Origin of the sequence: Agromyces mariniharenae (genome assembly GCF_008122505.1) — a bacterium.
In the GTDB taxonomy this organism is placed as follows: Bacteria; Actinomycetota; Actinomycetes; order Actinomycetales; family Microbacteriaceae; genus Agromyces; species Agromyces mariniharenae.
In genome coordinates this window covers 148504-175446 of record NZ_VSSB01000001.1, presented here as the reverse complement: position 1 = coordinate 175446, position 26943 = coordinate 148504, and the positions used below count along the sequence as shown (strand labels likewise).

26 protein-coding genes are annotated in these 26943 nt (G+C 71.9%); 14 read left to right on the top strand and 12 right to left on the bottom strand.

Going from position 1 to position 26943, the window contains the following annotated elements; all coding sequences use genetic code 11:
* The first annotated feature begins 6 nt into the window (after positions 1-6).
* The 5 genes from FYC51_RS00835 to FYC51_RS00815 all read left to right on the top strand — a co-directional run bounded on the left by FYC51_RS00835 (position 7) and on the right by FYC51_RS00815 (position 5164).
* Complete coding sequence (locus tag FYC51_RS00835) at positions 7-1584, top strand: aldehyde dehydrogenase family protein (protein ID WP_148731817.1); 1578 nt, start codon at positions 7-9, stop codon at positions 1582-1584.
* Positions 1581-2441, top strand: a complete 861-nt coding sequence (locus tag FYC51_RS00830) for an aldehyde dehydrogenase family protein (RefSeq protein WP_148731816.1) — start codon at positions 1581-1583, stop codon at positions 2439-2441. Before FYC51_RS00835 ends, FYC51_RS00830 begins: the two co-directional genes overlap by 4 nt.
* A gap of 2 nt (positions 2442-2443) precedes the next feature.
* Entirely contained in the window at positions 2444-2683 is a 240-nt protein-coding gene (locus FYC51_RS00825) for a hypothetical protein (protein ID WP_148731815.1), read from the top strand.
* Positions 2684-2726: 43 nt separating this feature from the next.
* Entirely contained in the window at positions 2727-4205 is a 1479-nt protein-coding gene (locus tag FYC51_RS00820) for an SDR family oxidoreductase (RefSeq protein WP_148731814.1), read from the top strand.
* 77 nt (positions 4206-4282) lie between these two features.
* A complete protein-coding gene (locus tag FYC51_RS00815; protein WP_148731813.1) occupies positions 4283-5164 on the top strand; it encodes a glycerophosphodiester phosphodiesterase in 882 nt (293 codons plus the stop codon).
* A 20-nt stretch (positions 5165-5184) separates the two neighbouring features.
* Here the strand turns inward: FYC51_RS00815 and FYC51_RS00810 are convergent, their stop codons facing one another.
* The 3 genes from FYC51_RS00810 to FYC51_RS00800 are packed head-to-tail and all read right to left on the bottom strand — an operon-like array spanning position 5185 to position 6943.
* A complete protein-coding gene (locus tag FYC51_RS00810) occupies positions 5185-5727 on the bottom strand; it encodes an O-acetyl-ADP-ribose deacetylase (protein ID WP_148731812.1) in 543 nt (180 codons plus the stop codon).
* 30 nt (positions 5728-5757) lie between these two features.
* Positions 5758-6657: a homocysteine S-methyltransferase gene (gene mmuM / locus FYC51_RS00805; RefSeq protein ID WP_148731811.1), complete on the bottom strand. Its 900-nt coding sequence runs from the start codon at positions 6655-6657 to the stop codon at positions 5758-5760.
* Between the two features lie 7 nt (positions 6658-6664).
* On the bottom strand, positions 6665-6943 hold the full coding sequence (locus FYC51_RS00800) for a metal-sensitive transcriptional regulator (RefSeq protein ID WP_148731810.1): 279 nt from the start codon (positions 6941-6943) through the stop codon (positions 6665-6667).
* 141 nt (positions 6944-7084) lie between these two features.
* On the opposite strand from FYC51_RS00800, the gene FYC51_RS00795 reads away from it, so the two are divergent.
* Positions 7085-9043 (top strand): DUF2207 domain-containing protein, encoded by a 1959-nt coding sequence (locus FYC51_RS00795; RefSeq protein ID WP_187432427.1) that lies wholly within the window; start codon positions 7085-7087, stop codon positions 9041-9043.
* Between the two features lie 22 nt (positions 9044-9065).
* On the opposite strand, the gene FYC51_RS00790 is transcribed toward FYC51_RS00795, so the two are convergent.
* On the bottom strand, positions 9066-9272 hold the full coding sequence (locus FYC51_RS00790; protein WP_148731808.1) for a hypothetical protein: 207 nt from the start codon (positions 9270-9272) through the stop codon (positions 9066-9068).
* 285 nt (positions 9273-9557) lie between these two features.
* On the opposite strand from FYC51_RS00790, the gene FYC51_RS00785 reads away from it, so the two are divergent.
* From FYC51_RS00785 to FYC51_RS00760, 6 genes are all read left to right on the top strand, one after another.
* Positions 9558-11681: a DEAD/DEAH box helicase gene (locus FYC51_RS00785; RefSeq protein WP_148731807.1), complete on the top strand. Its 2124-nt coding sequence runs from the start codon at positions 9558-9560 to the stop codon at positions 11679-11681.
* Positions 11682-11779: 98 nt separating this feature from the next.
* Positions 11780-12811 (top strand): 6-phosphofructokinase, encoded by a 1032-nt coding sequence (locus FYC51_RS00780; RefSeq protein WP_148731806.1) that lies wholly within the window; start codon positions 11780-11782, stop codon positions 12809-12811.
* Positions 12812-12814: 3 nt separating this feature from the next.
* Positions 12815-13297 (top strand): 8-oxo-dGTP diphosphatase, encoded by a 483-nt coding sequence (locus tag FYC51_RS00775; RefSeq protein ID WP_148731805.1) that lies wholly within the window; start codon positions 12815-12817, stop codon positions 13295-13297.
* An 89-nt stretch (positions 13298-13386) separates the two neighbouring features.
* On the top strand, positions 13387-14565 hold the full coding sequence (locus FYC51_RS00770) for an inorganic phosphate transporter (RefSeq protein ID WP_148731804.1): 1179 nt from the start codon (positions 13387-13389) through the stop codon (positions 14563-14565).
* Positions 14562-14909: a peptidase gene (locus FYC51_RS00765; RefSeq protein ID WP_148731803.1), complete on the top strand. Its 348-nt coding sequence runs from the start codon at positions 14562-14564 to the stop codon at positions 14907-14909. Before FYC51_RS00770 ends, FYC51_RS00765 begins: the two co-directional genes overlap by 4 nt.
* A gap of 141 nt (positions 14910-15050) precedes the next feature.
* The gene (locus tag FYC51_RS00760) at positions 15051-15380 is read left to right on the top strand and encodes a DUF4190 domain-containing protein (protein ID WP_148731802.1); all 330 of its coding nucleotides are present in this window, start codon (positions 15051-15053) and stop codon (positions 15378-15380) included.
* 96 nt (positions 15381-15476) lie between these two features.
* Here FYC51_RS00760 and FYC51_RS00755 read toward each other — a convergent pair whose 3' ends face one another.
* From FYC51_RS00755 to FYC51_RS00735, 5 genes are read right to left on the bottom strand one after another with little or no spacing between them, the layout of a single operon-like run.
* Complete coding sequence (locus FYC51_RS00755) at positions 15477-16265, bottom strand: FadR/GntR family transcriptional regulator (RefSeq protein ID WP_148731801.1); 789 nt, start codon at positions 16263-16265, stop codon at positions 15477-15479.
* A 9-nt stretch (positions 16266-16274) separates the two neighbouring features.
* Positions 16275-17066 carry a 3-oxoacyl-ACP reductase gene (locus FYC51_RS00750; protein WP_187432426.1) on the bottom strand — a complete coding sequence of 264 codons (792 nt, stop codon included), beginning with the start codon at positions 17064-17066 and terminating at the stop codon, positions 16275-16277.
* Positions 17067-17093: 27 nt separating this feature from the next.
* Positions 17094-18449 carry an aldehyde dehydrogenase family protein gene (locus tag FYC51_RS00745; RefSeq protein ID WP_238476157.1) on the bottom strand — a complete coding sequence of 452 codons (1356 nt, stop codon included), beginning with the start codon at positions 18447-18449 and terminating at the stop codon, positions 17094-17096.
* On the bottom strand, positions 18446-19195 hold the full coding sequence (locus FYC51_RS00740) for a gamma-glutamyl-gamma-aminobutyrate hydrolase family protein (RefSeq protein ID WP_222863251.1): 750 nt from the start codon (positions 19193-19195) through the stop codon (positions 18446-18448). The genes FYC51_RS00745 and FYC51_RS00740 overlap by 4 nt, the downstream gene beginning before the upstream one ends.
* Before the next feature lie 55 nt (positions 19196-19250).
* Positions 19251-20618, bottom strand: coding sequence for a glutamine synthetase family protein (locus FYC51_RS00735; RefSeq protein ID WP_148731799.1), 1368 nt, complete (start codon positions 20616-20618; stop codon positions 19251-19253).
* Positions 20619-20858: 240 nt separating this feature from the next.
* Between FYC51_RS00735 and FYC51_RS00730 the strand changes: the two genes are divergently transcribed.
* Together FYC51_RS00730 and FYC51_RS00725 are read left to right on the top strand one after the other, a co-directional pair.
* Entirely contained in the window at positions 20859-22457 is a 1599-nt protein-coding gene (locus FYC51_RS00730) for an amino acid permease (protein ID WP_148731798.1), read from the top strand.
* A gap of 181 nt (positions 22458-22638) precedes the next feature.
* The gene (locus FYC51_RS00725; RefSeq protein ID WP_148731797.1) at positions 22639-24153 is read left to right on the top strand and encodes an aspartate ammonia-lyase; all 1515 of its coding nucleotides are present in this window, start codon (positions 22639-22641) and stop codon (positions 24151-24153) included.
* 24 nt (positions 24154-24177) lie between these two features.
* Here FYC51_RS00725 and FYC51_RS00720 read toward each other — a convergent pair whose 3' ends face one another.
* From FYC51_RS00720 to FYC51_RS00710, 3 genes are all read right to left on the bottom strand, one after another.
* Positions 24178-25053 (bottom strand): fumarylacetoacetate hydrolase family protein, encoded by an 876-nt coding sequence (locus FYC51_RS00720; protein ID WP_238476155.1) that lies wholly within the window; start codon positions 25051-25053, stop codon positions 24178-24180.
* Positions 25054-25162: 109 nt separating this feature from the next.
* Positions 25163-25921: an SDR family NAD(P)-dependent oxidoreductase gene (locus FYC51_RS00715; RefSeq protein ID WP_148731796.1), complete on the bottom strand. Its 759-nt coding sequence runs from the start codon at positions 25919-25921 to the stop codon at positions 25163-25165.
* A gap of 34 nt (positions 25922-25955) precedes the next feature.
* Positions 25956-26804 carry a fumarylacetoacetate hydrolase family protein gene (locus FYC51_RS00710; RefSeq protein WP_148731795.1) on the bottom strand — a complete coding sequence of 283 codons (849 nt, stop codon included), beginning with the start codon at positions 26802-26804 and terminating at the stop codon, positions 25956-25958.
* Positions 26805-26943: the final 139 nt, after the last annotated feature.

Below are 26943 nucleotides of genomic sequence, written 5' to 3'. Positions count from 1 at the left end.
CGAACCATGAGCTTCCTCGAATACGCTCCCGCGCCCGAATCGCGCGCGATCCTCGACCTGCGCGACCGCTACGGCCTCTTCATCGACGGCGAGTTCGTCGACGGCCGCGGCACGCCCTTCCAGACCATCTCGCCCGCGACCGAGGAGCGCATCGCCGAGATCGCGAACGCGAACGAGGCGGATGTCGCCGACGCCGTCGCCGCGGCCCGGCGCGCCTACGACCGCACCTGGTCGCGCATGAGCGGCCGCGACCGCGGCAAGTACCTGTTCCGCATCGCCCGCCTCGTGCAGGAGCGCGCGCGGGAGCTCGCCGTGGCCGAGTCGCTCGACAACGGCAAGCCCATCAAGGAGTCGCGCGACGTCGACGTGCCGCTCGTGGCCGCGTGGTTCTTCTACTACGCAGGCTGGGCCGACAAGCTCGACCACGCGGGCCTCGGCGCGAACCCCCGCTCGCTCGGCGTCGCCGCGCAGGTCATCCCGTGGAACTTCCCGCTGCTCATGCTCGCGTGGAAGATCGCGCCCGCGCTCGCCGCGGGCAACACCGTGGTGCTGAAGCCGGCCGAGACCACGCCGCTCACGGCGCTGATCTTCGCCGAGATCCTGCAGCAGGCCGACCTGCCGCCCGGCGTCGTGAACATCATCACGGGCGCGGGCGACACGGGCGCCGCGCTGGTGTCGGCCGAGGGCGTCGACAAGGTCGCGTTCACGGGCTCGACCGCCGTGGGCCGCGCGATCGCCAAGGAGATCGCCGGCACCGACAAGAAGGCGACGCTCGAGCTCGGCGGCAAGGCCGCGAACATCGTGTTCGACGACGCGCCCATCGACCAGGCGATCGAGGGCATCGTCAACGGCATCTTCTTCAACCAGGGCCACGTGTGCTGCGCCGGCTCGCGGCTGCTCGTGCAGGAGAACATCCACGACGAGGTCGTCGAGCGGCTGAAGCTGCGCCTGTCGACGCTGCGACTCGGCGACCCGCTCGACAAGAACACCGACATCGGAGCGATCAACTCGAAGGAGCAGCTCGAGCGCATCCGCGAGCTCTCCGACATCGGCGTCGCCGAAGGCGCCGACCGGTGGAGCGCGCCGTGCGAGATCCCCGAGAACGGCTTCTGGTACGCGCCGACCATCTTCACGGGCGTGCAGACGTCGAGCCGCATCGCGCGCGAGGAGATCTTCGGCCCGGTGCTGTCGGTGCTCACGTTCCGCACGCCGGCCGAGGCGATCGCCAAGGCGAACAACACCCCCTACGGCCTGTCGGCGGGCATCTGGACCGACAAGGGCAGCCGCATCCTCGCGGTCGCCGACCAGCTGCGCGCGGGCGTGATCTGGGCGAACACGTTCAACCGGTTCGACCCGTCGAGCCCGTTCGGCGGCTACAAGGAGTCGGGCTACGGGCGTGAGGGTGGCCGCCACGGCCTCGCCGCGTACCTGTCGCCGGCCCCGATCGGCCAGGCGGCGCTGTCGCGTCCCGCGTCGCGCGCTGCGGTCGAGCAGGCGGATGCCGCGGCCGCGCCGAAGGGCCGCCGGGCCGTCCGCTCCTCCGCCCGAACGACCAAGAACGCGACGAAGGGATCGAAGCGATGAGCCGCCTCGCCGTGCCGAAGACGTACAAGCTCTACATCAACGGCGCCTTCCCGCGCAGCGAGTCGGGCCGCACCTACGAGGTGCTGAAGGCCGACGGCGGGTTCCTCGCCAACGTCGCGAAGGCGTCCCGCAAGGACGCCCGCGACGCGGTCGTCGCGGCGCGCGGCGCCGTCGGCGGCTGGGGCGGCGCGACCGCCTACAACCGCGGGCAGGTGCTGTACCGCATCGCCGAGCTCCTCGAGGGGCGTCGGGCGCAGTTCGTCGCCGAGATCGAGGAGGCCGAGGGCGTCTCGCGCGCCGTCGCCTCCGCACAGGTCGACGAGTCGATCGACCGGTGGGTCTGGTACGCGGGGTGGGCCGACAAGTTCGCCCAGGTCGCGGGCAACGCCAACCCGGTGGCCGGCCCGTACTTCAACATCTCGGTTCCCGAGCCCACCGGCGTCGTCGCGATCGTCGCGCCGCAGGACTCGTCGCTCCTCGGCTTCGTCTCGGCCGTCGCGCCGGCGCTCGTCGCGGGCAACTCCGTGGTGGTCGTCGCGAGCGAGCGGTACCCGCTGTCGGCGATCAGCCTGGCCGAGGTGCTCGCCACGAGCGACGTGCCGAAGGGCGTCGTCAACGTGCTCACCGGCTCGACCGCCGAGATCGCGCCGTGGCTCGCGAGCCACAGCGACGTGAACGCGCTCGACCTCGTGGGTGCGGGCGACCTCGACTGGCTCGAGCTCGAGGTCTTGGCGGCCGACACGCTGAAGCGCGTGCTGCGCCCCGAGTCGGGCCCTGATGCCGCGGCGCCCGCGCTCGGGCGGATCAGCGCGTTCACCGAGACGAAGACCGTCTGGCACACGAAGAGCCTGCGCTAGCCATGGCAGGACGCAACGGCGCGTCCGACGAACGGGGCCGCCTGGCGGCCGACCCGTTCGACTGGCGCGTGACCAAGCAGGGCGGCGTGCTCGTCTCACGGGGCGGGCGCGTCGTGATGACGGTGGGCGGCGGCCACGCCGCCCGCCTCCTCGTCGCGCTGCAACGTGCGGACGATTCACAGGCGCAGCACCTCCTGGCCCGCGCGAGCGGCAACTATCGTCGAGGGAACGAACGGTCCTGACGCCGCGCGTCCGTCGGCGGGGATCCGCGACGGGGGGTGGCGCGTGCGAGTGCTCGTGACCGGCGCGACCGGCTACATCGGCGGTCGCCTGGTGCCTCGGCTGATCGGCTCGGGCCACGACGTGCGGGTGCTCGTGCGGCAGCCCGAGCGGCTGCGCGACGTGCCGTGGGCGGCATCCGTCGAGGTCGTGGCCGGCGACCTCGGCGACCGGGCCGCCGTCGACCGTGCGATGGACGGCGTCGAGGTCGTTTACTACCTCGTGCACTCGATGGGCGGTCGCGGCGACTTCGAGTCGGTCGAGCTCGCCATCGCACGGAACGTGGCGGCCTCTGCCCGCGAGCACGGCGTCGGCCGCATCGTGTACCTCGGCGGCCTGCACCCCGAGGGCGTGCGCCTGTCGCGGCACCTGCGCTCGCGCGCCGAGGTGGGAGAGGTCCTGCTCCGCTCGGGCGTGCCGACGATCGTGCTGCAGGCGGGCGTCATCATCGGGTCGGGCTCGACGTCGTTCGAGATGATCCGCCACCTCACCGAGGTGCTGCCCTACATGCCGGCGCCGCGGTGGGTGCGCAGTCGCATCCAGCCCATCGCCGTGCGCGACGTGCTGCACTACCTGATCCGCGCGACCGAGGTGCCCGCCGAGGTGAACCGGGCGTTCGACATCGGCGGCCCCGACGTGTACCGCTACGGCCAGCTCATGAACGGCTACGCCGTCGAGGCCGGGCTGCCGCAGCGGCCGATCGCGGCGCTGCCGGTGCTCACGCCGTGGCTCGCGGGGCAGTGGGTGAACCTCGTGACGCCGATCCCGCGACGGCTCGCGATCCCGATCATCGAGTCGCTGCAGTACGACTGCGTCATGCGCGACCACGACATCGACGCGGTCATCCCGCCGCCCGCCGAGGGACTGCTGCCGTACCGCACGGCGGTGCGGCTCGCGCTCGAGCGCGAGCGGGCGGGCGAGGTGGAGACGAGCTGGCGCAACGCCCAGGTGCTCGGGGCGCCGAGCGACCCGCTGCCGAGCGATCCCGAGTGGGCGGGGCACACCGTCTACGTCGACGAGCGCGAGCAGCGCTCGACGGCCCCGGCCGCCGACGTCTGGCGCGTCATCGAGGGCGTCGGCGGCGAGAACGGGTGGTACTCGTTCCCGCTGCTGTGGGCGATCCGCGGCTGGATCGACAGGCTCTTCGGCGGCGTCGGGCTGCAGCGCGGGCGCCGTGACGCCGACGAGCTGCACGTGGGCGATGCGGTGGACTTCTGGCGCGTCGAGGCGATCGACCGGGGCAGGTTCCTGCGGCTCCGCGCCGAGATGCGCGTGCCGGGCCGGGCCTGGCTCGAGCTCTCGACGAACGACGTCGACGGCGGGTCCGACTACGGCCAGCGCGCGGTGTTCTTCCCGAAGGGCCTCTCGGGGCGCCTGTACTGGTGGGCGATCGTGCCGTTCCACGACGTCATCTTCTCGGGCATGGCGAACCGCATCACGGCCGAGGCGGAGGCCGCGACGCGGGCCCGCGAACGGGGGAGGTAACGAAACGGTAACGATGCTGCTAGGGTGACGGGCACCGTCGCGCAAGGACGCGCGCACGGTGGAAAGGCCCGACGCCCGTGACCCGAACCCTCCGCCGCGCCGTGCGCATCTCCTGCGCGCTCGTCGGCACCGTCGCGACCGCTGCCCTGCTCATCGTCGCCGCGACGCCCACCACCGCCTCGGCCGTCGACGTGTTCGGGGCGCTCCGTCTCCCCGGCGAGGCGGCCTTCATCGTCGGTCACCGCGGCGACCGCGCCGAGGCCCCCGAGAACACGATGCCCTCGCTCGAGCTCGCGATGGACGACCTCGCGTTCGTCGAGACCGACGTGCAGCTGAGCCGCGACGGCGTGCCCGTGCTGTTCCACGACATCACGCTCGAGCGGATCACCGGCGACCGGCGCACCGTCGGCGACCTCGACCTCGCCGCGCTCCGACGGCTCGACGTCGGCGAGTGGTACGGGCGGGACCACGCGGGGGAGCGGATGCCCACGCTCGACGAGTTCCTCGCCGCGCTCGCCGAGCGCGAGACCGCGCGTGCCCTCGTCGAGCTGAAGGCCGACTGGCGTCCCGACCAGGTGCGCCGGGTCGTCGACCTCGTCGAGCGGCACGAGCTGCGCGGCCGCGTCGTGCTGCAGAGCTTCAGCCTCGAGACGCTGTTCTCCGTGCAGCAGGTGTCGCCGACGACCCCGCGCATCATGCTCATCCGCGAGCTGCCCGCCGACCCCGTGCCCCTCGCCGAGCGGCTCGGGGTGATCGGATTCGGGACCACTGCGGCATCCGTCACCGACGTGCCCGGCGCGCTCGACGCCGCCCACGCGGCCGGCATCGCGGTGCTCTGCTACACGCTGAACTCGCACGAGCGGTGGGAGGAGGTGAGCGCGCTCGGCGTCGACGGCATCATCACCGACCAGCCGAGCGAGCTCGACGAGTGGCTCGCGGTCACCGCGCCCGGCACCTGATCCGCCGCGTCCGGCGCGACTCAGCCCAGGTCGAGCCCGAGGCGTTCGGCTGCGGCGCGGAACTCGTCGTGCATGCGGTCGGAGAACAGCACGAACCGCACGAGGGCGGGTGCGGCCTCCGCACCGGCACTGGTCTCGAGCGCGACGAGCGCGGCGTCGTCGGCCGGCCAGCCGTAGATGCCGGCCGAGATGGCCGGGAAGGCGACGGATGCCGCGCCGAGCTCGTGCGCGACGCGCGCCGAGTTGCGGTAGGCCGACGCGAGCAGCAGGCGCCGGGCGTCGGCCTCCGCACCCGGTCCGGGCCAGACCGGACCCACCGCGTGCACGACCCAGCGCGCGGCGAGCCGGCCCGCGCCGGTGGCCACCGCGTCGCCCGTGGGCAGCCCGTCGGGGAGCACGGTCGCCCGCAGGGCGCGGCACTCCTCGAGGATCTGCGGCCCGCCGGCCCGGTGGATGGCCCCGTCGACGCCCCCACCGCCGAGCAGGCTCGAGTTGGCGGCGTTCACGATCGCGTCGACGCGCTCCGCGGTGATGTCTCCCATGACGAGCTCGATGTGCGGCATACGCGGCTCCTTCCTCGGTCCGGGCGGACCTTACCGGCCCTGCTCCAGGACCCGGGCGACGGTGCGGACGTCGTCGGGCCCGGTGCGGCAGCAACCGCCGATGAGCGCGGCGCCCGCATCGCGCCACTCTCGCACGAGGGCTTCGGGGAACGCGCCGCTGCCGTGCCAGGTGCGGGTCGCGGCATCCCACCGCTCGCCGCTGTTCGGGTAGACGACGATCGGCTTCGACGTGGCCGAGCGCGCCGCGACGATCGCGTCGGTCACCTCGTCGGGCGGGCAGCAGTTGACGCCCACCGCGAGCACGTCGTCGCTCGCGGCCGCGATCGCGAGCGCCTCGGCGAGCGGCTCGCCGCTGCGCAGCCGCCCGTCGGCCGGGGTGACGGACACCCACGCGGGCACGCCGACGCCGTCGAGCTCGGCGATGATCGCCTCGACCTCGGCGAGCGACGCCACGGTCTCGATCGCGAGCAGGTCGGGCGCCGCGTCGGCGAGTACCCGCAGCCGGTCGTGGTGCCATGCGCGGAGCTCCGCGACTCCGAGCCCGAGGTCGCGGTACTCCGAGCCGTCGCCGAGTGTCGCGCCGTAGGGGCCGACGGATGCCGCGACGAACCCGCGCTCCGCCTCCTCGCAGGCGCGGCGGGCGAGCTCGACGCTGCGGGCGAGCATCGCGTCGGTCGTGGCCCGATCGAGGCCGGCTCGCGCGAAGCCGTCGTGGGAGACCTGATAGGAGGCCGAGATCACGACGTCCGCGCCGGCGGCGAGGTACTCGCGGTGCACGTCGAGCACGAGCTCGGGGCGGTCGGCGAGCACGGCGGCGCTCCAGAGCGCTGACGACACGTCGGCGCCGCGCTCGGCGAGGCGCGTGCCGAGGCCGCCGTCGAGCACGAGCGGCCCGTCGGCGAGGGCGTCGGCCGGCGTTCGACGCGGCATCGCTCGACTACCCCCGGTTGTTCGACAGCTCGAAGATGCGCAGCAGCTCGGCGACCGCGGCGTCGCGCTGCTCGCCGCCCGCCTCGTACATCTCGGTCACGTGCGTGCGGAGGTGATTCTCGACGAGGAGCTTGTTGAGGGAGCCGAGCGACTTCTGCACTGCCAAGGACAGCGTGATGATGTCGACGCAGTAGTCGTCGTTCTCGATCATCTTCTCGATGCCGCGCAGCTGGCCCTCGATGATCTTGGTGCGGTGCAGGGCGCGCTTCTTGATGTCATCGATCACTCGAACAGGATACCTCGCGTGCGCCATATACCCCCTGTGGGTATCATGCGGGTCCGGCGACCGTGCCCTCCGACTGAGCAGCCCCCGATCCGGGGGAGATCCGATCCCCTGAGGATGCCGGCGGAGCGCTACCGTTGGCACATGCTGGGACCCCTCGTGAGGGCCGCCGCTGCGGCCGTCGTCGCCGCCGTGCTCGTGGCGGCTCCCGCCCTCGGGGCGTCGGCCGCGACGCGAGCGACGGCCCCGGGCGGCACGTCCGACGACGCGGCATCCGCCCCCGTGGCCGCCGTGCCCACGGGCGTCGACGACTTCACGTTCGCCTCGTTCGACGCGGTGTTCGAGCTGAGCCGCGACGAGGACCGGCGATCAGTGCTCGTGACGACCGAGACGCTCGTGGCGGTGTTCCCCGAGTACGACCAGAACCGCGGCATCCGGCGGGCGATCCCGCTCGACTACGACGGGCATCCCACCGACATCCGGGTCGAGTCGGTGACCGACGAGGCGGGCACGCCGCGCCCGTACGAGGTCGCCGAGGACGAGGAGGGCGTGTTCCTGCTCATCACGATCGCGGCCGACGACTACGTGCACGGCGAGCAGACCTACGTCATCCGCTACCGCCAGCAGAACGTCACGCTCGAGCCCGACGACGCCCCGATCGACGAGTTCTACTGGGACGTCAACGGCACCGGATGGGCGCAGCCGTTCGGCCGGGTGCGCGCCGAGGTGCGGATGTCGCCCGACGTGGCCGACGGAATGAACGGCGACACCGCGTGCTACCGAGGCTGGTACGGCTCGGGCACGCCGTGCGAGTCGTTGACGATCACCGACGACGACCCACCGGTCGTGATCGCCGAGGCCGCGGCGCTCGGGCCGTACGAGAACCTCACGGTCGCGATCGGCTTCGACCAGGGGACGTTCGAGCCGCGCGACTCGTCGTTCGCGGCCTCGCCGGCGGCGATCGCGGGGGCCGTCGCGGCCGGGCTCACCGGGCTCGCACTCGTTACCGCGGTCGTGCTTCGCGCCACGCGCTGGCGCAGCCACCCCGGACGCGGCACCATCATCGCCCAGTACGAGCCGCCCGATGGCGTGAGCGCCATGGTCGCCGCCGACCTCGTGCGGCATCCAGAGAAGGGCGTCACGGCCACGATCCTCGAGCGCGCGGTCGCCGGCGAGCTGCGCGTCGTCGAGACCGGACGCAAGAAGTACGCCGTGGAGTTCGTGGGCGGCGAGCCCGGGGACGCGCACGCGCGCTCCGTCGTCTCCGCGCTGTTCCGCGGCGGCCCGGTCCCGGGAGCGACCCGGCAGCTGAAGTCGAGCGACACCGCGCTCGGGCGGCGCCTCCTCTCCATCCGCCAGTCCGTCGCGAAGGGCGTGGTGCGCTCCGGCCTGCGGCGCAAGCCCGATCCCGGGTTGCGGGTGCTCCTCGCCGTGGGCGCGATCGCCGCCGCCACGCTCAGCGTGGTGCTCGGCATCTTCGCGATCGACGACCGCCGCGGCGGGGCATGGCCGGCGATCCTCTTCATCCTCGCGATCGTGGCCGCGCTCGTGACCGTCGTGCTCGTCGGGAACGTGCGGCCGCTCACCGAGCGCGGCCGGGAGTTCCGCGACCACCTCGAGGGCCTGCGGCTCTACATCCGACTCGCCGAGGCCGACCGGCTGCGCGTGCTGCAGAGCCCGAGCGGCGCGCTGCGCGTCGAGCGGCCGGCCGCGGCATCCCTTGCGTCGCGCGCGTCGACGGATGCCGCGATCACGACGGATGCCGCGACGGCCACCGCGACCGCCACGGCCACCGCGCCCCTCGACCCCGCCGTCGTCCTGAAGCTCAACGAGCGCCTGCTGCCGTACGCGGTGCTGTTCGGACTCGAGCGGGAGTGGAGCCGCGTGCTCGCCGACCTCTACGAGGCGCGCGGCGAGGAGCCGACGTGGTACTCGGGCCGGAGCGGCTTCGACGCGGGATCGTTCGGCATCGCGGTGTCGTCGTTCTCGTCGGCGTCGAGCACCTCGTGGTCGGGCTCGAGCTCGAGCTCGTCGTCGAGCGGCTCGTCGGGCGGCGGCTCGTCGGGCGGCGGCGGCGGAGGCGGCGGAGGCGGCGGAGTCTGAGTCGGGCGGGCGAACGACCGCGTCAGCCCTCGTCGGCGGCTGAGCGCTCGTCGCGGAAGTCGACGTGGCGTTCGGCGTCGATGCCCGGCACCTCGTCCTCGAGGCTGTCGTCGAGCCCGCGATGGTCGTCGTCGGGGGCGAGTTCGTCCTCGTCGAACTCGGTGTCCTGCGCGACGGTGAATTCGTCGTCGTCGGGCGACGCGGCGCCCGACCCAGCGAGAGCGTCCATGGTCGAAGCATAGGCCGACTCCGGCCCACCCGCACCGTGCGGAACGGCGTCACGTCGCGCCCCCCGCGTTCCTGCGGCTAGAATGGCATGGCGCCCGACGAATCCGTTCTTCGGCCGACCGCGTGAGCCCGGCTCGCGTGCTGCTCGGTTCGGGATTCGGCGTACGGCATGCGGCATCCGAGACGTCACGAGCGGCTCGAGCACCGCAGCGGTGTCGAGGGAGCGACCACACGGTCGCGCCGGGGGGCGACCTGACAACGGGAGACCGGCCAGAACGGGAGGACCATGGCCCAGACGAGGCAGCGCCAGCGCACGCGATCGCGCGACGACGACGCGCCCATCATCCCGATCCTCGCCCGCAAGGTGCGCGAGGTCGAGACGAAGGCGCAGAAGGGCAAGCTCGGCCCGACCAACCGCACCAAGTTCCAGGTCATCGCGCTGCTCATGCGCGAGGAGCGCGCGCGGGTGAAGGCCGACCCCGACGTCGCCGACGCCGCGCGCGCCGAGCTCCTGAAGCGGCTCGACGGCATCGCCCAGATCCTCGCGAAGACCGCCGCCCGCGACACGAGCCTCATCGCGCTCCTCGAGCCCGACGCGTCGATCTCCACCGTGGCCCAGCGCTTCCGGCGCGACTGGCTCCTCGAGTCGGGCGCCGACCTCAGCCCCGACGAGCTCATCATCACCCGCGAGTCGACGCCCGCCCCCGCGCTCGCCGAGAACCAGGTCATCCCGGCCTCGGTGCGCTCGCGCCAGCTCGCGAACCCGTTCCTCGCGCCCGACTTCTCCCGTCCCGTCGCCCCGGTCGTTCCCGTGCGCCGGCTCGCGAACTGGGAGCTCCTCGGCCCGCTGTTCAAGTCGTTCGAGATCGGCTCGGGCGGCCAGGCCGCGAGCATGGACCTGCCGGAGGCGCCGAAGGTCGACCGCCTCTCGCCGCGCGGCCTCGAGCTCATGAAGCACCAGATCCGTTTCATCGAGTCCGCCCGCGAGGGGCACCGCACGTTCCTGCTCGCCGACGAGCCGGGCCTCGGCAAGACCGCGCAGTCGGTGCTCGCGGCATCCGTCGCCGACGCCTACCCGCTGCTCGCCGTCGTGCCCAACGTCGTGAAGATGAACTGGGCCCGAGAGGTGGAGCGCTGGACGCCGCACCGCCGCGCGACGGTCATCCACGGCGACGGCGACTCGCTCGACGCGTTCGCCGACGTCGTCGTGGTCAACTACGACGTGCTCGACCGGCACATGGCGTGGCTGTCCACCCTGGGCTTCAAGGGCATGGTCGTCGACGAGGCGCACTTCATCAAGAACCTCTCGTCGCAGCGCTCCCGCAACGTGCTTTCGCTCGCCGACAAGATCCGCAAGAACACCCCGGGCGGCAACCCGCTGCTGCTCGCGCTCACGGGAACGCCGCTCATCAACGACGTCGACGACTTCCGCGCGATCTGGCAGTTCCTCGGCTGGATCCAGGGCGACAAGCCGTCGCCCGCCCTGCTCGGACGCCTCGAGGAGACCGGCCTCACGCCGGCCGACCACGGCTTCTACGCCGAGGCGCGCCGCACCGTGATCGACCTCGGCATCGTGCGGCGCCGCAAGGTCGACGTCGCGGCCGACCTGCCCGACAAGCGCATCGCCGACCTGCCGGTCGAACTCGACGACGAGCTGGGCCGCTCCGTGCGGGCCGCCGAGCGCGAGCTCGGCAACCGACTCGTCGGCCGGTTCCGCGCGCTCGTCGAGTCGCGCAACCTGCGCGTCGGCGACCTCGACGAGGACCAGCGCGACCAGTTCATCCGCGCCGTCGCGAGCGCCGAACTCGAGGAGTCGAAGTCGGCGAAGTCGGGCGAGAACGTCTTCACGATGGTGCGCCGCATCGGCCAGGCGAAGGCGGGGCTCGCGGCCGACTACGCCGCGCAGCTCGCACGCTCGGTCGGCAAGGTCGTGTTCTTCGCGAAGCACATCGACGTGATGGACCAGGCCGAGGCCGCGCTCGCGGCCCGCGAGCTCCGCACGGTGTCGCTGCGCGGCGACCAGACCGCGTTCCAGCGCCAGGCCGCCATCGACGCGTTCAACAAGGACCCCGAGGTCGCCGTCGCCGTCTGCTCGCTCACCGCGGCGGGCGTCGGCGTCAACCTGCAGGCCGCGTCGAACGTCGTGCTCGCCGAGCTCAGCTGGACCGCGGCCGAGCAGACGCAGGCCATCGACCGCGTGCACCGCATCGGCCAGGACGAGCCGGTCACCGCGTGGCGCATCATCGCCGCGCACACGATCGACGCGCGCATCGCCGAGCTCATCGACTCGAAGCAGGGCCTCGCGGCCCGCGCCCTCGACGGCAGCGACGTCGAGCCCGGCTCGGCCGACTCGGTGCAGCTCGACGCCCTCCAGCACCTCCTTCGCGCCGCCCTCGACGGCGCGCTGTAGGGCACGTCGCGCTATAGACTGCGGCAAGTCGAAAACGCCCCGACGTCGTGGCATCCGGCAACGGCCATGTCGAACGAGTTCTTGGGAGTCCCGCACACATGAAGATCGGTCTGCTCACGAGTGGGGGCGACTGCCCCGGCCTGAACGCGGTCATCCGCGGCGCCGTGCTGAAGGGCGTCATCTCCCACGACACCGAGTTCGTCGGGTTCCGCAACGGCTGGCGCGGCGTCGTCGAGCGCGACATCATCCCGATCACCCGGCACGACGTGCGCGGCCTCGCGAAGACGGGCGGCACGATCCTCGGCTCGAGCCGCACCAACCCCTTCGAGGGCGAGGGCGGCGGCCCCGAGAACATCCAGCGGATGCTCGACGAGGAGGGCATCGACGCGATCATCGCGATCGGCGGTGAGGGCACGCTCACCGCTGCGCGCCGCCTGCACGACGAGGGCGGCATCAAGGTGCTCGGCGTGCCGAAGACCATCGACAACGACCTCGCCGCGACCGACTACTCGTTCGGCTTCGACACGGCCGTGCAGATCGCGACCGAGGCCATCGACCGCCTGCGCACCACGGCCGACTCGCACGGGCGCTGCATGGTGCTCGAGGTCATGGGCCGCCACGTCGGCTGGATCGCCCTGCACTCGGGCATGGCCGGCGGCGCGCACGCCATCCTCATCCCCGAGCAGCCGCAGTCCATCGAGCAGATCTGCGAGTGGGTCGAGTCGGTGCGCGACCGCGGCCGCGCACCGCTCGTCGTCGTGGCCGAGGGCTTCACGCTGCCCGGCATGACCGAGGCGCACTCGCACAAGGGCCTCGACGCCTTCAACCGCCCGCGGCTCGGTGGCATCGCCGACGTGCTCGCCCCGCTCATCGAGGAGCGCACGGGCATCGAGTCCCGCTCGACCGTGCTCGGCCACATCCAGCGCGGCGGCGAGCCCACCGCCTACGACCGCGTGCTCGCGACGCGCCTCGGCATGGCGGCCATCGAGGCGGCGTACGCCCACGCGTGGGGCTCGATGGTGACGCTCCGCGGCACCGACATCAAGACCGTGTCGATCGCCGAGGCGACCGGCAGCCTCAACCGCGTCCCCCAGGACCGGTACGACGAGGCGAAGATCCTCTTCGGCTGACGGATGCCGCTGCCCCAGGTCTGCGTATGCTACCTCGTCCGCGAGCACGGCGGGGTCACCCAGGTGCTCCTCGGGCGCAAGAAGCACGGTCTCGGCCAGGGGTACTTCGTGGGCCTCGGCGGCAAGCTCGAGCCGGGGGAGTCGGCCGTCGACGCCGCCGTGCGCGAGGTGTTCGAGGAGTCGGGCGTCGACGTCGCGGCATCCGACCTCGAACCGCGCGGCCTGCTCACGTACCACTTCCCGCACCGGGAGGCGTGGAGCCAGGAGTCGAGCGTGTTCGTCTGCAGCACGTGGACGGGCGAGCCGTCGGGATCCGACGAGCTCGACCCCGAGTGGTTCGCCGTCGCCGACGTGCCCTTCGACGAGATGTGGGACGACGCGCGACGCTGGCTGCCCGAGGTGCTCGCCGGCGGCCGCGTGCGCCGCACCTTCGTGTTCGGTGAGGATCTCGCGACCGTGGTGGCTGAGCCCGAGTCGGTCGCGTAGTATCGTCGGGGCACGGCGCTCGCCGGATCCGCAACCAACGTCCCCTGAACATTCGGTGAATCCCATCGCCGAGACAGAGAAAGACGCCGGTGGAAACCCTCCTCATCGTCGTGCTGGTCATCGCACTGGCGCTCTTCTTCGACTTCACGAACGGCTTCCACGACACGGCCAACGCGATGGCGACACCCATCGCCACGGGCGCGCTCCGCCCCAAGGTTGCCGTCACGATCGCCGCCATCCTCAACCTCATCGGCGCGTTCCTGTCCACCGAGGTGGCCAAGACCATCTCGGGCGGCATCATCAAGGAGGGCGACGGGGGCGTGCTCATCACGCCCGAGCTGATCTTCGCGGGGCTCATCGGCGCCATCGTGTGGAACATGGTCACCTGGCTCCTCGGGCTGCCGTCGTCGTCGAGCCACGCGCTCTTCGGCGGCCTCATCGGCTCGGCGCTGGTCGGCTTCGGCGTGGCCGCGATCGACTTCAGCGTCGTGCTCTCGAAGATCATCCTGCCGGCGGTGCTCGCGCCGCTGACCGCGGGCATCGTCGCGTACACGGCCACGAAGCTCGCGTACTCGATCACCCGGCGCTACGACGGCAAGCCCGACGGCCGCGACGGGTTCCGGCACGCGCAGATCTTCTCGAGCTCGCTCGTCGCGCTCGCCCACGGCACCAACGACGCGCAGAAGACCATGGGCGTCATCACCCTCACGCTCATCTCCGTGGGTCTCCAGCCCGTCGGCACCGGCCCCGAGTTCTGGGTCATCGTGGTCTGCGCGATCGCCATCGCGCTCGGCACGTACATGGGCGGATGGCGCATCATCAAGACGCTCGGCACGGGCCTCACCGACGTGAAGCCCGCGCAGGGCTTCGCCGCGGAAACCTCCACGGCGGCCACGATCCTCGCCTCGACGCACCTCGGCTTCGCGCTCTCGACGACGCAGGTCGCCTCAGGATCCGTCGTGGGCTCGGGCCTCGGCCGTCGGGGCTCGAAGGTGCGCTGGCGCACCGCGGGCCGCATCGGCGTGGGCTGGCTCCTGACGCTCCCGGCCGCCGGCGCCGTCGGCGCACTCGCCGCCCTCGTCGCCCAGCTCGGCGTCGTCGGCATCATCATCGACACCATCGCCGGCGTCGTGGTCATCGCGGGCATCTTCCTGTGGTCGCGGCGCAGCGAGGTCTCGCACCAGAACGTGGTCAGCGAGGTCGCGGACTCGGGCCGGGCCGTGAAGATCAAGCGCAACCCGAAGCCGAAGAAGCAGGTGACCCGATGATCGACTGGGGCGCATTCGTCATCGTCTTCCTCGCGGCGTTCCTCGGCGCGACCGTCATCGTGAGCACGTACGCGCTCGGGATCCGGCTGCTGACGATCTCGGGTCGCACGCCGATCGTGACGCCGGCGGAGTTCACCGACGCCATCACGGTCATCTCGCCCGCCGAGGCGAAGGCCGCGGCCAAGCGCGCCGCGAAGGCCGCGAAGAAGAGCCCGCTCACCGACGGCCAGAAGCGGGCGGCGTTCGTCGGCGCCTGGACGTGCTTCGTCCTCAGCGCCCTCGCCGTGCTCGTCGGCATCTTCCTCATCGTGCCGGCGCTGCACCGGTTCCTCGGCATCGCCTGACCGGGCGTCGCCCCAGCGCCACCTGATCGGCATCGCCTGACCGGGCGTCGCCCCACCTCCGGTTCGGGGGGATAGCCCCATACTGCGGGATGCGCGGCATCCGTAGCGTGGAAGCACACCCACGAACAGGAGATCACCACCATGACCACCGCAGCTCCCACCTCGTCGCAGCAGGCGCCGTTCGGCGAGCCGAACCCCTACGCGACCCCCGCCGCATCCGTGGCCGAGTCGCGCGGATTCAGCGTCGCGAGCCTCGTGCTCGGCCTCGTGTCGATCGTCGCGAGCTCCACGTTCTTCGTGCCGATCATCGGCCTCGTGCTCGGCATCATGGCGCTCAGCCGCGAGCCGAACACGCGCACCATGGCCATCTGGGGCATCGTCCTCAACGCGGTCATGCTCGCCGGCACGATCCTCTTCGCCTTCGGCGCCGCGCTCGTCGGCCTCGCGTTCCTGCCGTTCGCGTTCCTCTGATCGCGTGATCGCGTTCCCGGTGCACCGGGAGCGACGGGCCGCCCCCTGGCTTCGGGGGCGGCCCGTTCGCGTGCCGGGCGGATGCCGCGACCCGCGTCAGGCGTAGAAGCCGCGCAGCAGCGCCTCGGTGCCCTCGAGGTGCTCCGCCATGGCCGCCGCCGCGTCGTCGGGGCTGCCGCGCAGGATCGCGTCGACGATGGCGCGGTGCTGCTGGTCGGAGTGCGCGATGTTCGGCGCGAGCAGGGGGATGCCGTCGAGGAGCTCGTTGACCCGCATCCGCACGTCGGCGAGCAGCGGGATGACGCTCGGCGCCCCGAGCACCTCCGCGATGAGCAGGTGCAGGCGCGAGTCCGCCATTCGGTACTGGTCGCCGCGGGCCGCGCGGCACTCCTCGTAGGCCTGCCAGAGCCGCTCGCGGTCGCCGGCGGCGAGCTCGCTCTCCGCGGCCCGTCGCGCCGTGCCGACCTCGATGACCGCGCGCAACGACAGCGTGTCCTCGAGTCGCGCCTGCTGGTCGGTCGGGTCGCGGTCGAGCGTCGAGCTGCGCGGCGACGCGGTGGGCAGCTCCTCGGAGACGAACGTGCCGCCGTAGCGCCCGCGCCGCGACACCACCCATCCGGCCTCGGCGAGCGAGCCGATCGCCTCGCGGACCGTGTCGCGGCTCACGGCGAGCATCCCGGCGAGCTCGCGCTCGGGCGGCAGGCGCTCGCCCGGTCCGATGAGGCCCAGGCGGATCGACTGCAGCAGGCGCTGCACGGTCTCCTCGAACGCGTTCGCCGGGCGCGCGGGCGTCAGCAGGAGCCCCGCGCTCAGCACCTCCGCGGCGCCGTCGACGGGGGCCGCGGCATCCGCCCCCGCCTGCTCGTCGTGCGCGTCGGTTCGCATGCTTCGAGCCTAGAGCGGCGTGACGTAGGCGGAGCTGATGCCGCCGTCGACGAGGAACGTCGAGCCCGTGATGAACGACGCGTCGTCGCTCGCGAGGAACGCGACCGCGGCCGCCAGCTCCTCGGGCTCGGCGAACCGCCCGACCGGGATGTGCACGAGACGGCGCTGCGCCCGCTCGGGATCCTTCGCGAACAGCTCCTGCAGGAGCGGGGTGTTCACCGGCCCGGGACAGAGGGCGTTCACGCGGATGCCCTGGCGGGCGAACTGCACGCCGAGCTCCCGGCTCATCGCGAGCACGCCGCCCTTCGACGCGGTGTACGAGACCTGCGATGTGGCCGATCCCATCACCGCGACGAAGGACGCGGTGTTGATGATCGAGCCGCGGCCCTGCGCGACCATGTGCCGCAGCGCGGCGCGGGAGCAGAGGTAGACCGACTTCAGGTTCACGTCCTGCACCTTCTGCCACGCGGGCAGCTCGGTGGTCTCGATGGAGTCGTCGTCGGGCGGCGAGATCCCGGCGTTGTTGAACGCGACGTCGACCGACCCGTACACGCGGGCCGCCTCGTCGAAGAGGTGGTCCACCTGCTCCTGGTCGGTCACGTCGACCTGCACGAACAGGCCGCCGACGAGCTCGGCCGCGGCCGGGCCGGCCGTGGCATCCATGTCGCCGATGACGACCGTCGCGCCTTCGGCGGCGAGGCGCTTCGCGGTGGCCAGTCCGATGCCGGATGCCCCGCCGGTGATGACGGCGACGCGTCCGGCGAGCCGCTGGGTGAGGTCGATGCGGGCCAGGTCGGTCATGGTGCTCCTGTCGTAGGGTTCGGTCGGTCAGTCGACGGCGAGGAAGACGTTCTTCGTCTCGGTGAAGGCGAGCGGCGCGTCGGGTCCGAGCTCGCGGCCGAGGCCCGACTGCTTGAACCCGCCGAACGGCGTGGCGTAGCGCACCGACGAGTGCGAGTTGACGCTGAGGTTGCCCGATTCGACGGCACGGGCGACGCGGATGCCGCGGCTCAGGTCGCGGGTCCAGATCGAGCCCGAGAGGCCGTACTCGCTCGCGTTCGCGAACCGGATGGCGTCGGCCTCGTCGTCGAACGGGAACACCGACACGACCGGGCCGAAGATCTCCTCGCGCGCGGCGCGCGACTCCCGTGACGGCGTGAGCACGGTCGGCGCGAACCAGAACCCGGGGCCGCCGGGTGCGCTGCCGTGGAACGCGACGTCGGCGTCGTCGGGCACGAACGAGCGCACGCGTTCGAGGTGCTGGCGGGCGACGAGCGGGCCCATCTCGGTCGTCTCGTCGGCCGGATCTCCGACCTTCACGCCCGCGACCGCGGGCTCGAGCAGCTCCATGAACCGCTCGTAGACGCTGCGCTCCACGAGGATCCGGCTGCGCGCGCAGCAGTCCTGGCCGGCGTTCTCGAACACGCCGTACGGCGCGGTGGCCGCGGCGCGCTCGAGGTCGGCGTCGGCGAAGACGATGTTCGCGCTCTTGCCGCCGAGCTCGAGGGTCACGCGCTTCACCTGCTCGGCGCAGCCCGCCATGATGTGCTTGCCGACCTCGGTCGAGCCCGTGAAGACGACCTTGCGCACGGTGGGATTCGTCACGAACCGCTCGCCCACGACCGAGCCCTTGCCGGCCACGACCTGGAACAGGCCCTCGGGCAGGCCCGCCTCGAGGCCGAGCTCGGCGAGCCGCATGCTCGTGAGCGGCGTCCACTCCGCGGGCTTCAGCACCACGGCGTTGCCGGCCGCGAGCGCCGGGGCGAAGCCCCATGACGCGATCGTCATCGGGAAGTTCCACGGGGTGATGACGCCGACGACGCCGAGCGGCTCCTGGAACGTCACGTCGAGTCCGCCGGCGACCGGGATCTGCCGACCGAACAGCCGCTCGGGCGCGGCCGAGTAGTACTCGAGCACGTCGCGCACGTGGCCGGCCTCCCAGCGGGCCTGCGAGATCGGATGCCCCGAGTTGCGCACCTCGATGGCGGCGAGCTCCTCCACGGCGCCGTCGACCGCCTCGGCGAAGCGGCGCAGCATCCGCGCGCGGTCGACCGGGGCGAGGGCCGCCCAGTCCCGCTGCGCCGTCGCGGCGCCGGTGATCGCGGCATCCGTCTCCTCGATCGTCGCGGACGTGACCGTCGCGACGACCTGCTCGTCGGCGGGGTTCACGATCGTGTGGCTCACGCGATGCTCCTTCTCGTGCGGTGCGTGCCGGCGGCCTCGACGAGGCCGGCGAACAGGCGGCGGTCGGCGGCGTTCTCCTCGGGGTGCCATTGCACGCCCATGCCGAACGGCACCGTCTCGAGCTCGACCGCCTCGATGACGCCGTCCTCGCTGCGGGCGGTGACGGTGAGGCCGTCGGCCACGACGTCGAGCGCCTGGTGGTGGTAGTAGTGCACGGGCAGCGTGCCGGCCTCGTCGCCGAGCACGGCCGCGAGCCGGGATCCGGGCTTGACCGTCACCTCGCCCGCGCCGAACACGGCGGGGGAGGGCTGGTAGCGCTCGCTGCCCACGACGTCGGGCAGGTGCTGCACGAGCGTGCCGCCCAGCGCGACGTTGAGCACCTGCGCGCCGCGGCAGATGCCGAGGAACGGCAACTCGGCGGCGATCGCCTCGCTGAGCAGCGCGTCCTCCCAGGCGTCGCGATCGGTGCGCGGGGCGCCCGTGCGCGGGTGCGGCTCCTGCCCGTAGCGGGCGGGGTCGACGTCGGCGCCGCCCGCGACGATGAGGCCGTCGAGCGAGGCGAGCACCGAGCGGGCGATCTCGGGGGAGACGGGCTGCGGCGGCAGCAGCACGGCGATGCCCCCCGCGTCGGTCACCGCATCGAGGTAGACCTTGGGCAGGAACGACGCCCGCACGTCCCAGACGCCGGTCTGCGCCTGCTCGAGGTAGGTCGTGACGCCGATCAACGGCGCGGATGCCGCCGGCACAGGCACCGGGGCATCCGCGCCGTCCCCCCTCCCACTCGTCGTCGCGAAGTCGAGGTCAGAGTCGTTCGAAGCCACGCACGCGCTCCCAGTCGGTGACGGCCGCGTCGTAGGCCGCGAGCTCGACGCGCGCGTTGTTGAGGTAGTGCTCGACGACCTCGTCGCCGAAGGCCTCGCGCGCCACCGCGGACCCGGCGAACAGGTCCGCGGACTCGCGCAGGGTCGCCGGCACGCGCGCGACGTCGCTCTCGTAGGCGTTTCCGACGAACAGGTCGTCGGGCTCGAGCTCCTGCTCGATGCCGTGCAGGCCCGCCGCGATGAGCGCCGCGACGGCCAGGTACTGGTTCACGTCGCCGCCGGGCACCCGGTTCTCGACGCGCATCCCGTGTCCGTGGCCGACGACGCGCAGCGCGCACGTGCGGTTGTCGAGGCCCCAGGCGATCGCGGTCGGCGCGAACGATCCGGCGACGTAGCGCTTGTAGGAGTTCACGTTCGGCGCCGAGAAGAGCGTGAGCTCCCGCATGGCCGCGAGCTGGCCCGCCAGGAAGTGCCGGAACAGCTTCGACATGCCGTTCGGGGCATCCGTGTCGCTGAAGACCGCCGACCCGCCCTCGCCGCGCAGGCTGATGTGGATGTGGCAGCTGTTGCCCTCGCGCTCGTCGAACTTCGCCATGTAGGTCAGCGACTTGCCGTGGCGGTCGGCGATCTCCTTCGCCCCGTTCTTGTAGATCGAGTGGTTGTCGCAGGTCGTCAGCGCGGTGTCGTAGCGGAACGCGATCTCCTGCTGCCCGAAGTTGCACTCGCCCTTCACGCCCTCGCAGTACATGCCGGCGCCGTCCATGGCGTTGCGGACGTCGCGGAGCAGCGGCTCCATGCGGGTCGACGCGAGCAGCGCGTAGTCGATGTTGTAGTCGCTCGCGGGGGTGAGGTCGCGGTAGCCCTTGCGCCAGGCGTCGCGATAGGAGTCGTCGAACACGATGAACTCGAGCTCGGTGCCCACGTGCGCGGTGAGGCCGCGCTCGGCGAGCCGCTCGAGCTGCCGCTGCAGGATGCGACGGGGCGAGGCCTCGACCGGCGTGCCGTCGAGCCACTGCAGGTCGGCGGTCACGAGGGCCGTCGCCTCGAGCCAGGGCGCGATGCGCAGCGTCGTGAAGTCGGGGATCATCGCCATGTCGCCGTAGCCGCGCTCCCAGCTCGACATGGCGTAGCCGTCGACGGTGTTCATCTCCACGTCGACCGCGAGCAGGTAGTTGCAGCACTCCGCGCCGTGCGCGGCGACGTCCTCGAGGAACAGCCGGGCCGAGACGCGCTTGCCGACGAGTCGGCCCTGCATGTCGGTGAACGCGACGATGACGGTGTCGACGTGGCCGTCGGCGACCGCGTCGCGCAGCTGGTCGAGCGAGAGGTATCCGGTCGGTGCCGACATCCGTGGCTCCTCCTCGAGGCGGTGAATGGTCTGCTGTGGCGACCATTACATCACAGCCGCGGGCGGCTCCGACACCGCTTCTTCCGCGTTCACTTCGAGCAGTCAACGGATGCCGCGCCACCGCGCTCCCGAAAAAGGTCTGTACGAGCGACCATTGGGAGCCCTATCATCGGGGCCAACCGCATCGCACCCCCTGCGCCGGCCTCCCCGGCCCGCGCCGATGAGAGCTAGGGAGCCGTCATGGCGAAAGACACCTTGAGGGTCTCGGGAGTGAAGTACACGACCGCCGACTCCGGATACTTCGAGAAGCGAAAGCTCACCCGCGCCGCCGGGGTGTGGGGCCTCTGGGGCCTCGCCGTCGCGGCGGTCATCTCGGGCGACTTCTCCGGCTGGAACTTCGGCATCGACTTCGCCGGCTTCGGCGGCATGCTCATCGCCTTCGTGATCCTCGTGGCGATGTACTACGGCCTGATCTTCTCGATCGGGGAGATGTCGTCGGCCATGCCGCACACGGGCGGCGCGTACTCGTTCTCGCGCGCGGCGATGGGGCCGTGGGGCGGGTTCGTGACGGGGCTCGCCGAGACCATCGAGTACGTCGCGACGACCGCGGTCATCGTGTTCTTCTCGGCCTCCTACGCCGACGCCATCACGAGCGAGCTGCTCGGCTTCTCGATGCCCGGCTGGGTGTGGTGGATCATCCTCTACCTGGTCTTCATCGGCATCAACGCGGCGGGAGCGAACATCTCGTTCAAGTTCGCGATCGTCGTCTCGATCATCTCCATCGCCATCCTGCTGGTGTTCAGCGCGATGGCGATCTTCTCGGGCCAGTTCGCGTGGGACAAGCTGTTCGACATCGCGCCCGACCCGGGCCAGACGGCGTTCCTGCCGCACGGCGTGCTGCCGATCCTGTTCGCGCTGCCGTTCGCCATGTGGTTCTTCCTCGGCATCGAGGAGCTGCCGCTCGCGGCGGAGGAGTCGCACGACCCGGTGCGCGACATCCCGCGCGCCGGCCTCATCGCCCGCGGCACGCTCATCGTCACCGGCCTGCTCGTGCTGTTCCTCAACACGGGCGTGGTCGGCGCCGAGGCGACGGGCGTCGCCGCGGAGCCGCTGCTCGACGGCTTCCGCGCGATCGTCGGCGACGAGCTCGCCGCGCTGCTGGCGCTGTTCGCCCTCATCGGCCTGCTGGCGTCGCTCCAGGGCATCATGTTCGCCTACGGCCGGAACATGTACTCGCTGTCGCGCGCCGGGTACTACCCGAAGTTCCTCTCGCTCACGGGCAAGCGGCAGACGCCGTGGGTCGCGCTCGTCGCGGGTGCCGTGATCGGCTTCGTCGCCCTCATCGTGCTCGACCTGCTCGCCCAGGCCGACGCCGAGGGCGCCGGTGCGGTGGCCGGCGCGATCGTGCTGAACATCGCGGTGTGGGGCGCGGTGCTCGCGTACCTGCTGCAGATGGTCGCGTTCGTGATCCTGCGGCGCAAGTACCCGAACGCCGAGCGCCCCTACCGCAGCCCGTGGGGCATCCCCGGCGCGGTCGTCGCGGCCGTGATCGCGGCGCTCATCTTCCTGGGCTTCCTGCTCAACCCGACGTTCGTGCCGGCGATCATCGCGATCGGCGTCGTGTACGCGGTCATGCTGCTGGTCTTCGCGCTGTGGGGCCGGCACCGGCTGATCCTGTCGCCCGAGGAGGAGTACGCGGTCTCGGGCGGCCTGCACGGCAACCCGCAGAAGGAGGGCTACGGCGGCGTGGTCGAGGAGGAACTGCTCGCCTCCGACGGCGTCGACGGCACCGCCGCGGCGACCGCGGTCGACGACGTCGACGAGCCCGACCGGGTCTGAGTCGCGGCGCGACGGGCGGCGGGACGTGGGGGCGTCCCGCCGCCCATCGTGCGTGCGGCCGGCGACCGCGCGTGAGCGGTAGGCTCGAAGGGTATCCGAGTCGCGGAGACCCCGCGCGTGAACAGCGGCGTGCCGCCGCACGAGGCGGCAGCCACACGAGGCAATGGAGCCACCTGTGTCGATGACCCGACCCCAACACCTGCCCACCCGTCCGACCGTGGAGGAGGAGCACGTGGCCAGGACCGACGTACCGATCGAGACGCGGACCGAGACCGACTCGCTCGGGAGCGTGCAGGTTCCGGCCGACGCGTACTGGGGCGTGCACACCATGCGCGCGCTCGAGAACTTCCCGATCTCGAAGCGGCCGATCTCCGTCTACGCCGACCTCGTGATCGCGCTGGCGCAGGTGAAGCAGGCGGCGGCGCGAGCGAATCGCGAGGTGGGCGCGCTGTCGCCGCAGAAGGCGGCCTGGATCGACGAGGCGTGCCAGCGCATCATCGACGGCGAGCTCCACGACCAGTTCTGCGTGGGCGTCATCCAGGGCGGCGCGGGCACCTCGACGAACATGAACGCCAACGAGGTCATCGCGAACCTCGCACTCGAGATCGCGGGCTACCCCAAGGGGCGGTACGACATCGTCCACCCGATCGACGACGTCAACCGCAGCCAGTCGACGAACGACACCTATCCGACGGCGCTGAAGCTCGCGATGACGGCGTCGCTGACGACGATGCTCTACGAGCTCGACCAGCTGCGCATCGCGTTCGGCCGCAAGGGCCGCGAGTTCTCCGACGTGCTGAAGGTCGGCCGCACGCAGCTGCAGGACGCCGTGCCGATGACGCTCGGGCAGGAGTTCCACGGCTTCGCCACGACGCTCGGCGAGGACATCGCGCGCCTGCGCGAGACCATCAAGCTGCTGAGCGAGGTCAACCTCGGCGGCACGGCCGTGGGCACCGGCATCACCGCCGACCCGGGCTACGGCGCCTCCGTCGTGCGTCACCTCAGCGAGATCACCGGCCAGTACCTCGAGACCGCGCCCGACCTCGTCGAGGCGACGAGCGACACGGGCGTCTTCATGACCTTCTCGAGCGCCCTGAAGCGCAGCGCCATCAAGCTCTCGAAGATCTGCAACGACCTGCGCCTGCTCTCGTCGGGCCCGCAGGCGGGCCTCGGCGAGATCAACCTCCCACCGCGCCAGGCGGGCTCGAGCATCATGCCCGGCAAGGTGAACCCGGTCATCCCCGAGGCGGTCAGCCAGGTCGCCTACTCGGTCGCGGGCGCCGACGTCACGGTCATGATGGCGTCCGAGAGCGGCCAGCTCCAGCTCAACGCCTTCGAGCCGGTCATCGCGCACTCGCTCCTGCAGTCGATCACCTGGATGCGCCAGGCGTGCTGGACGCTGCGGGTGAACTGCGTCGACGGCATCACCGCCAACACCGATCGCCTCGAGGCGATGGTCGCGTCGAGCGTCGGCGTCATCACCGCGCTCATCCCGTTCATCGGCTACCACGAGGCGTCGAAGCTCGCCAAGCAGGCGCTGGCCACCGGCCGTCCGGTCGCCGACCTCGTCGTCGAGGCGGGCCTGATGACCCGCGCCGACGTGATGAAGCAGCTCCAGCCGGGTCGCCTCTCGGGCATCCAGCCGATCACCCAGGCGATCCCGGTCGTCGAGCTGCAGGGCGAGGCGAGCGAGTAGGGCTCGCGGCGGGCGCCGTACGCGTCAGATGACGCGGCAGTGCGTCGTCAGCGAGCCGATGCCCTCGATCGACACGGTGACGGTCGAGCCGTCGCGGAGGAAGACCTGGGGGTTGCGGGAGTAGCCCGCGCCCCCAGGGCTCCCCGTGGAGATGAGCGTGCCCGCGGGGATCGTCGCCGAGCGCGACAGGTAGGAGATGATCTCGGCGACGCCGCGCACCATCTCGTTCGTCGAGGCGTCCTGCATGATGCGGCCGTCGAGGTTCGTGGTGAGCCAGAGGTCCTGCGGATCGGCGATCTCGTCGGCGGTGACGACGACCGGGCCCGTCGGCGTGAACCCGTCGAACGACTTGCAGCGCGACCACTGCGCCTCGCTGAACTGCAGGTCGCGCGCCGTGATGTCGTTGACGACGGTGTAGCCCCAGACGTAGTCGAGCGCGTCGCGCACGTGCACGCCGCGGGCCGGGCGGCCGGTGATGACGCCGAGCTCCGCCTCGTAGTCGACCTGCGTGGTGAGGTCCTCCGGCCACGTCGTGGTCGCGCCGTGACCCGCGAGCGAGTTCGGCCAGAGGGAGAAGATCGTCATGGCCGACTCGGAGCGCAGCTTCAGCTCCGAGGCGTGCGCCGCGTAGTTCGCGCCGATGGCGATGACCTGGGCCGGGCGCAGGACCGCGGAGGAATGCCGCAGCTCCGACACGGCCGTGAGCTCGGCGCCGTTCCCGAGCGCGACGTCGACGGCCCCGCGCACCTCGGCGAGGCCCTCGCGGCCGCGTTCGATGAGGTCCTGCAGGTCGCGCGGCGCGCGCTCCATGACGTCGTCGAGGAAGAGCGCGGCCTCCGCCACCACCACCGCGAGCCGAGGGGTCGTCTGGCCTTCGGCTCTGAGGTGCGCGAATCTCACCCGTCTAGGCTATCGGCCGCATCGCCGCGGCCGATGTGCATGGCGTACAACGAACGGAGGCCTTCACGCCACGACGTCGACAACCCGCGCGTCGATCCGTGGCCGGTCGTCAGCTCGAGGCCGGCCGCAGCCGGAGCTCCTGCATGCCGCCGTCGACGGCCAGCGCGACGCCCGTCGTCGAGCCGGCCGCCGGGCTCGCGAGGTACGCGACGGCGTCGGCCACCTCGTCGGCGGCGACGAGGCGCCCGTGCGGCTGGCGCGCCTCGAGCGCGGCGCGCTCGGCCGCCGGGTCGGGTGCCGAGTCGAGGAGTCGCCCGACCCACGGGGTGTCGGCGGTCCCCGGGTTCACGGCGTTGACCCGGATTCCCTCGCGCAGGTGATCGGCCGCCATGGCTCGGGTGAGGGCCGCGACGGCGCCCTTGCTTGCGCTGTAGAGGGCGCGCTGCGGCAGGCCGGCCGTCGCGGCGATGGACGACGTGTTGACGATCGCGGCCGCGGGGGAGCGACGAAGGTGCGGGAGGACGGCGCGGCTCACGCGCACCATGCCGACGACGTTCACGTCGAGTACGCGATGCCACTCGTCGTCATCGTTCGCCTCGATGGTGCCCTGCGCGCCGATGCCCGCGTTGTTCACGAGCACGTCGATGCGGCCGAGCTCGGCGACGACGCGTTCCACGCCGGCGCGCACGCTGGCGTCGTCGCCGACGTCGACCGCGACGGCGAGGTCGGCGTGCGGCGCGGCATCCGGTCGCAGGTCGAACACGGCGACGGTGGCGCCGCTCGAGCGCAGGCGCTGGGCGATCGCGGCGCCGAGGCCGGATGCCCCGCCGGTGACGATCGCGACGAGTCCGGTGAAGTCGTTGGACATCGTGGGTGTCGGTCCTCTCGAGGTGGATGCGGGATCAGGCGGCGACGACCTGCTGGCGCTGGCGCCCCAGGCCGTCGATCTCGAGCTCGACGACGTCGCCGGGCGCGAGATAGGGGAAGCGGCCCGAGAGCGCGACGCCCTCGGGCGTGCCCGTGAGCACGAGGTCGCCCGGCTCGAGCACGAGCACCTGGCTGAGCTCGTGCACGATCCGGTCGATGCCGAAGATGAGGTCGCTCGTGCGGGAGTCCTGGCGCGGCTCGCCGTTGACGGTGCTGGTGAGCCGCACGTCGTGGGCGTCGACCTCGTCGGCGGTCACGAACCACGGGCCGGTCGGGCAGAAGCCGGGGGCGCTCTTGCCCTTCGACCACTGCCCGCCCGACAGGGCGAGCTGCCAGTCCCGCTCCGAGAGGTCGTTCGCCACGACGTAGCCGGCGATGTGGTCGCGCGCCTCCGTCGGCGACGCGAGGTAGCTCGCACGACGGCCGATGACGATGCCGAGCTCGACCTCCCAGTCCGTCTTCGTGCTGCCCGGCGGGATCGCGACGTCGTCGTACGGGCCGACGACCGTGTTCGGGGACTTCATGAACATCACGAGGCGGGTGGGCGGCTCGGAACCCGACTCCGCGGCATGCGCGGCGTAGTTCATGCCGATGCAGTAGACCGCGGAGGGCCGGGCGATCGGCGCGCCGACGCGCAGCGACCCGGCGTCGGCGAGCTCGGGGAGGGCGCCCGCCGCGAGCGCGGCGCGGGTGCGGGCGACCCCGTCGGAGGCGAGGAACGCGCCGTCGACCTCGTGCGTCACGCTGCGCAGGTCGAGGGTCCGGTCGCCGTCGAGGACGACGGGGATCTCGGTGCCGGCGTCGCCGAGGCGGGCGAATCTCATTGTGGTCCTCTCCATCGGGGCGTGGTCGAACATCGGAACTCTGATTCGTGCGACCGGGGAATCATGGAGATTCTTGCACAGATCCCAGATGTTGACAGCCGAGACATCCGATGTTTATGCTCGGGTCGCCCACGAAAGG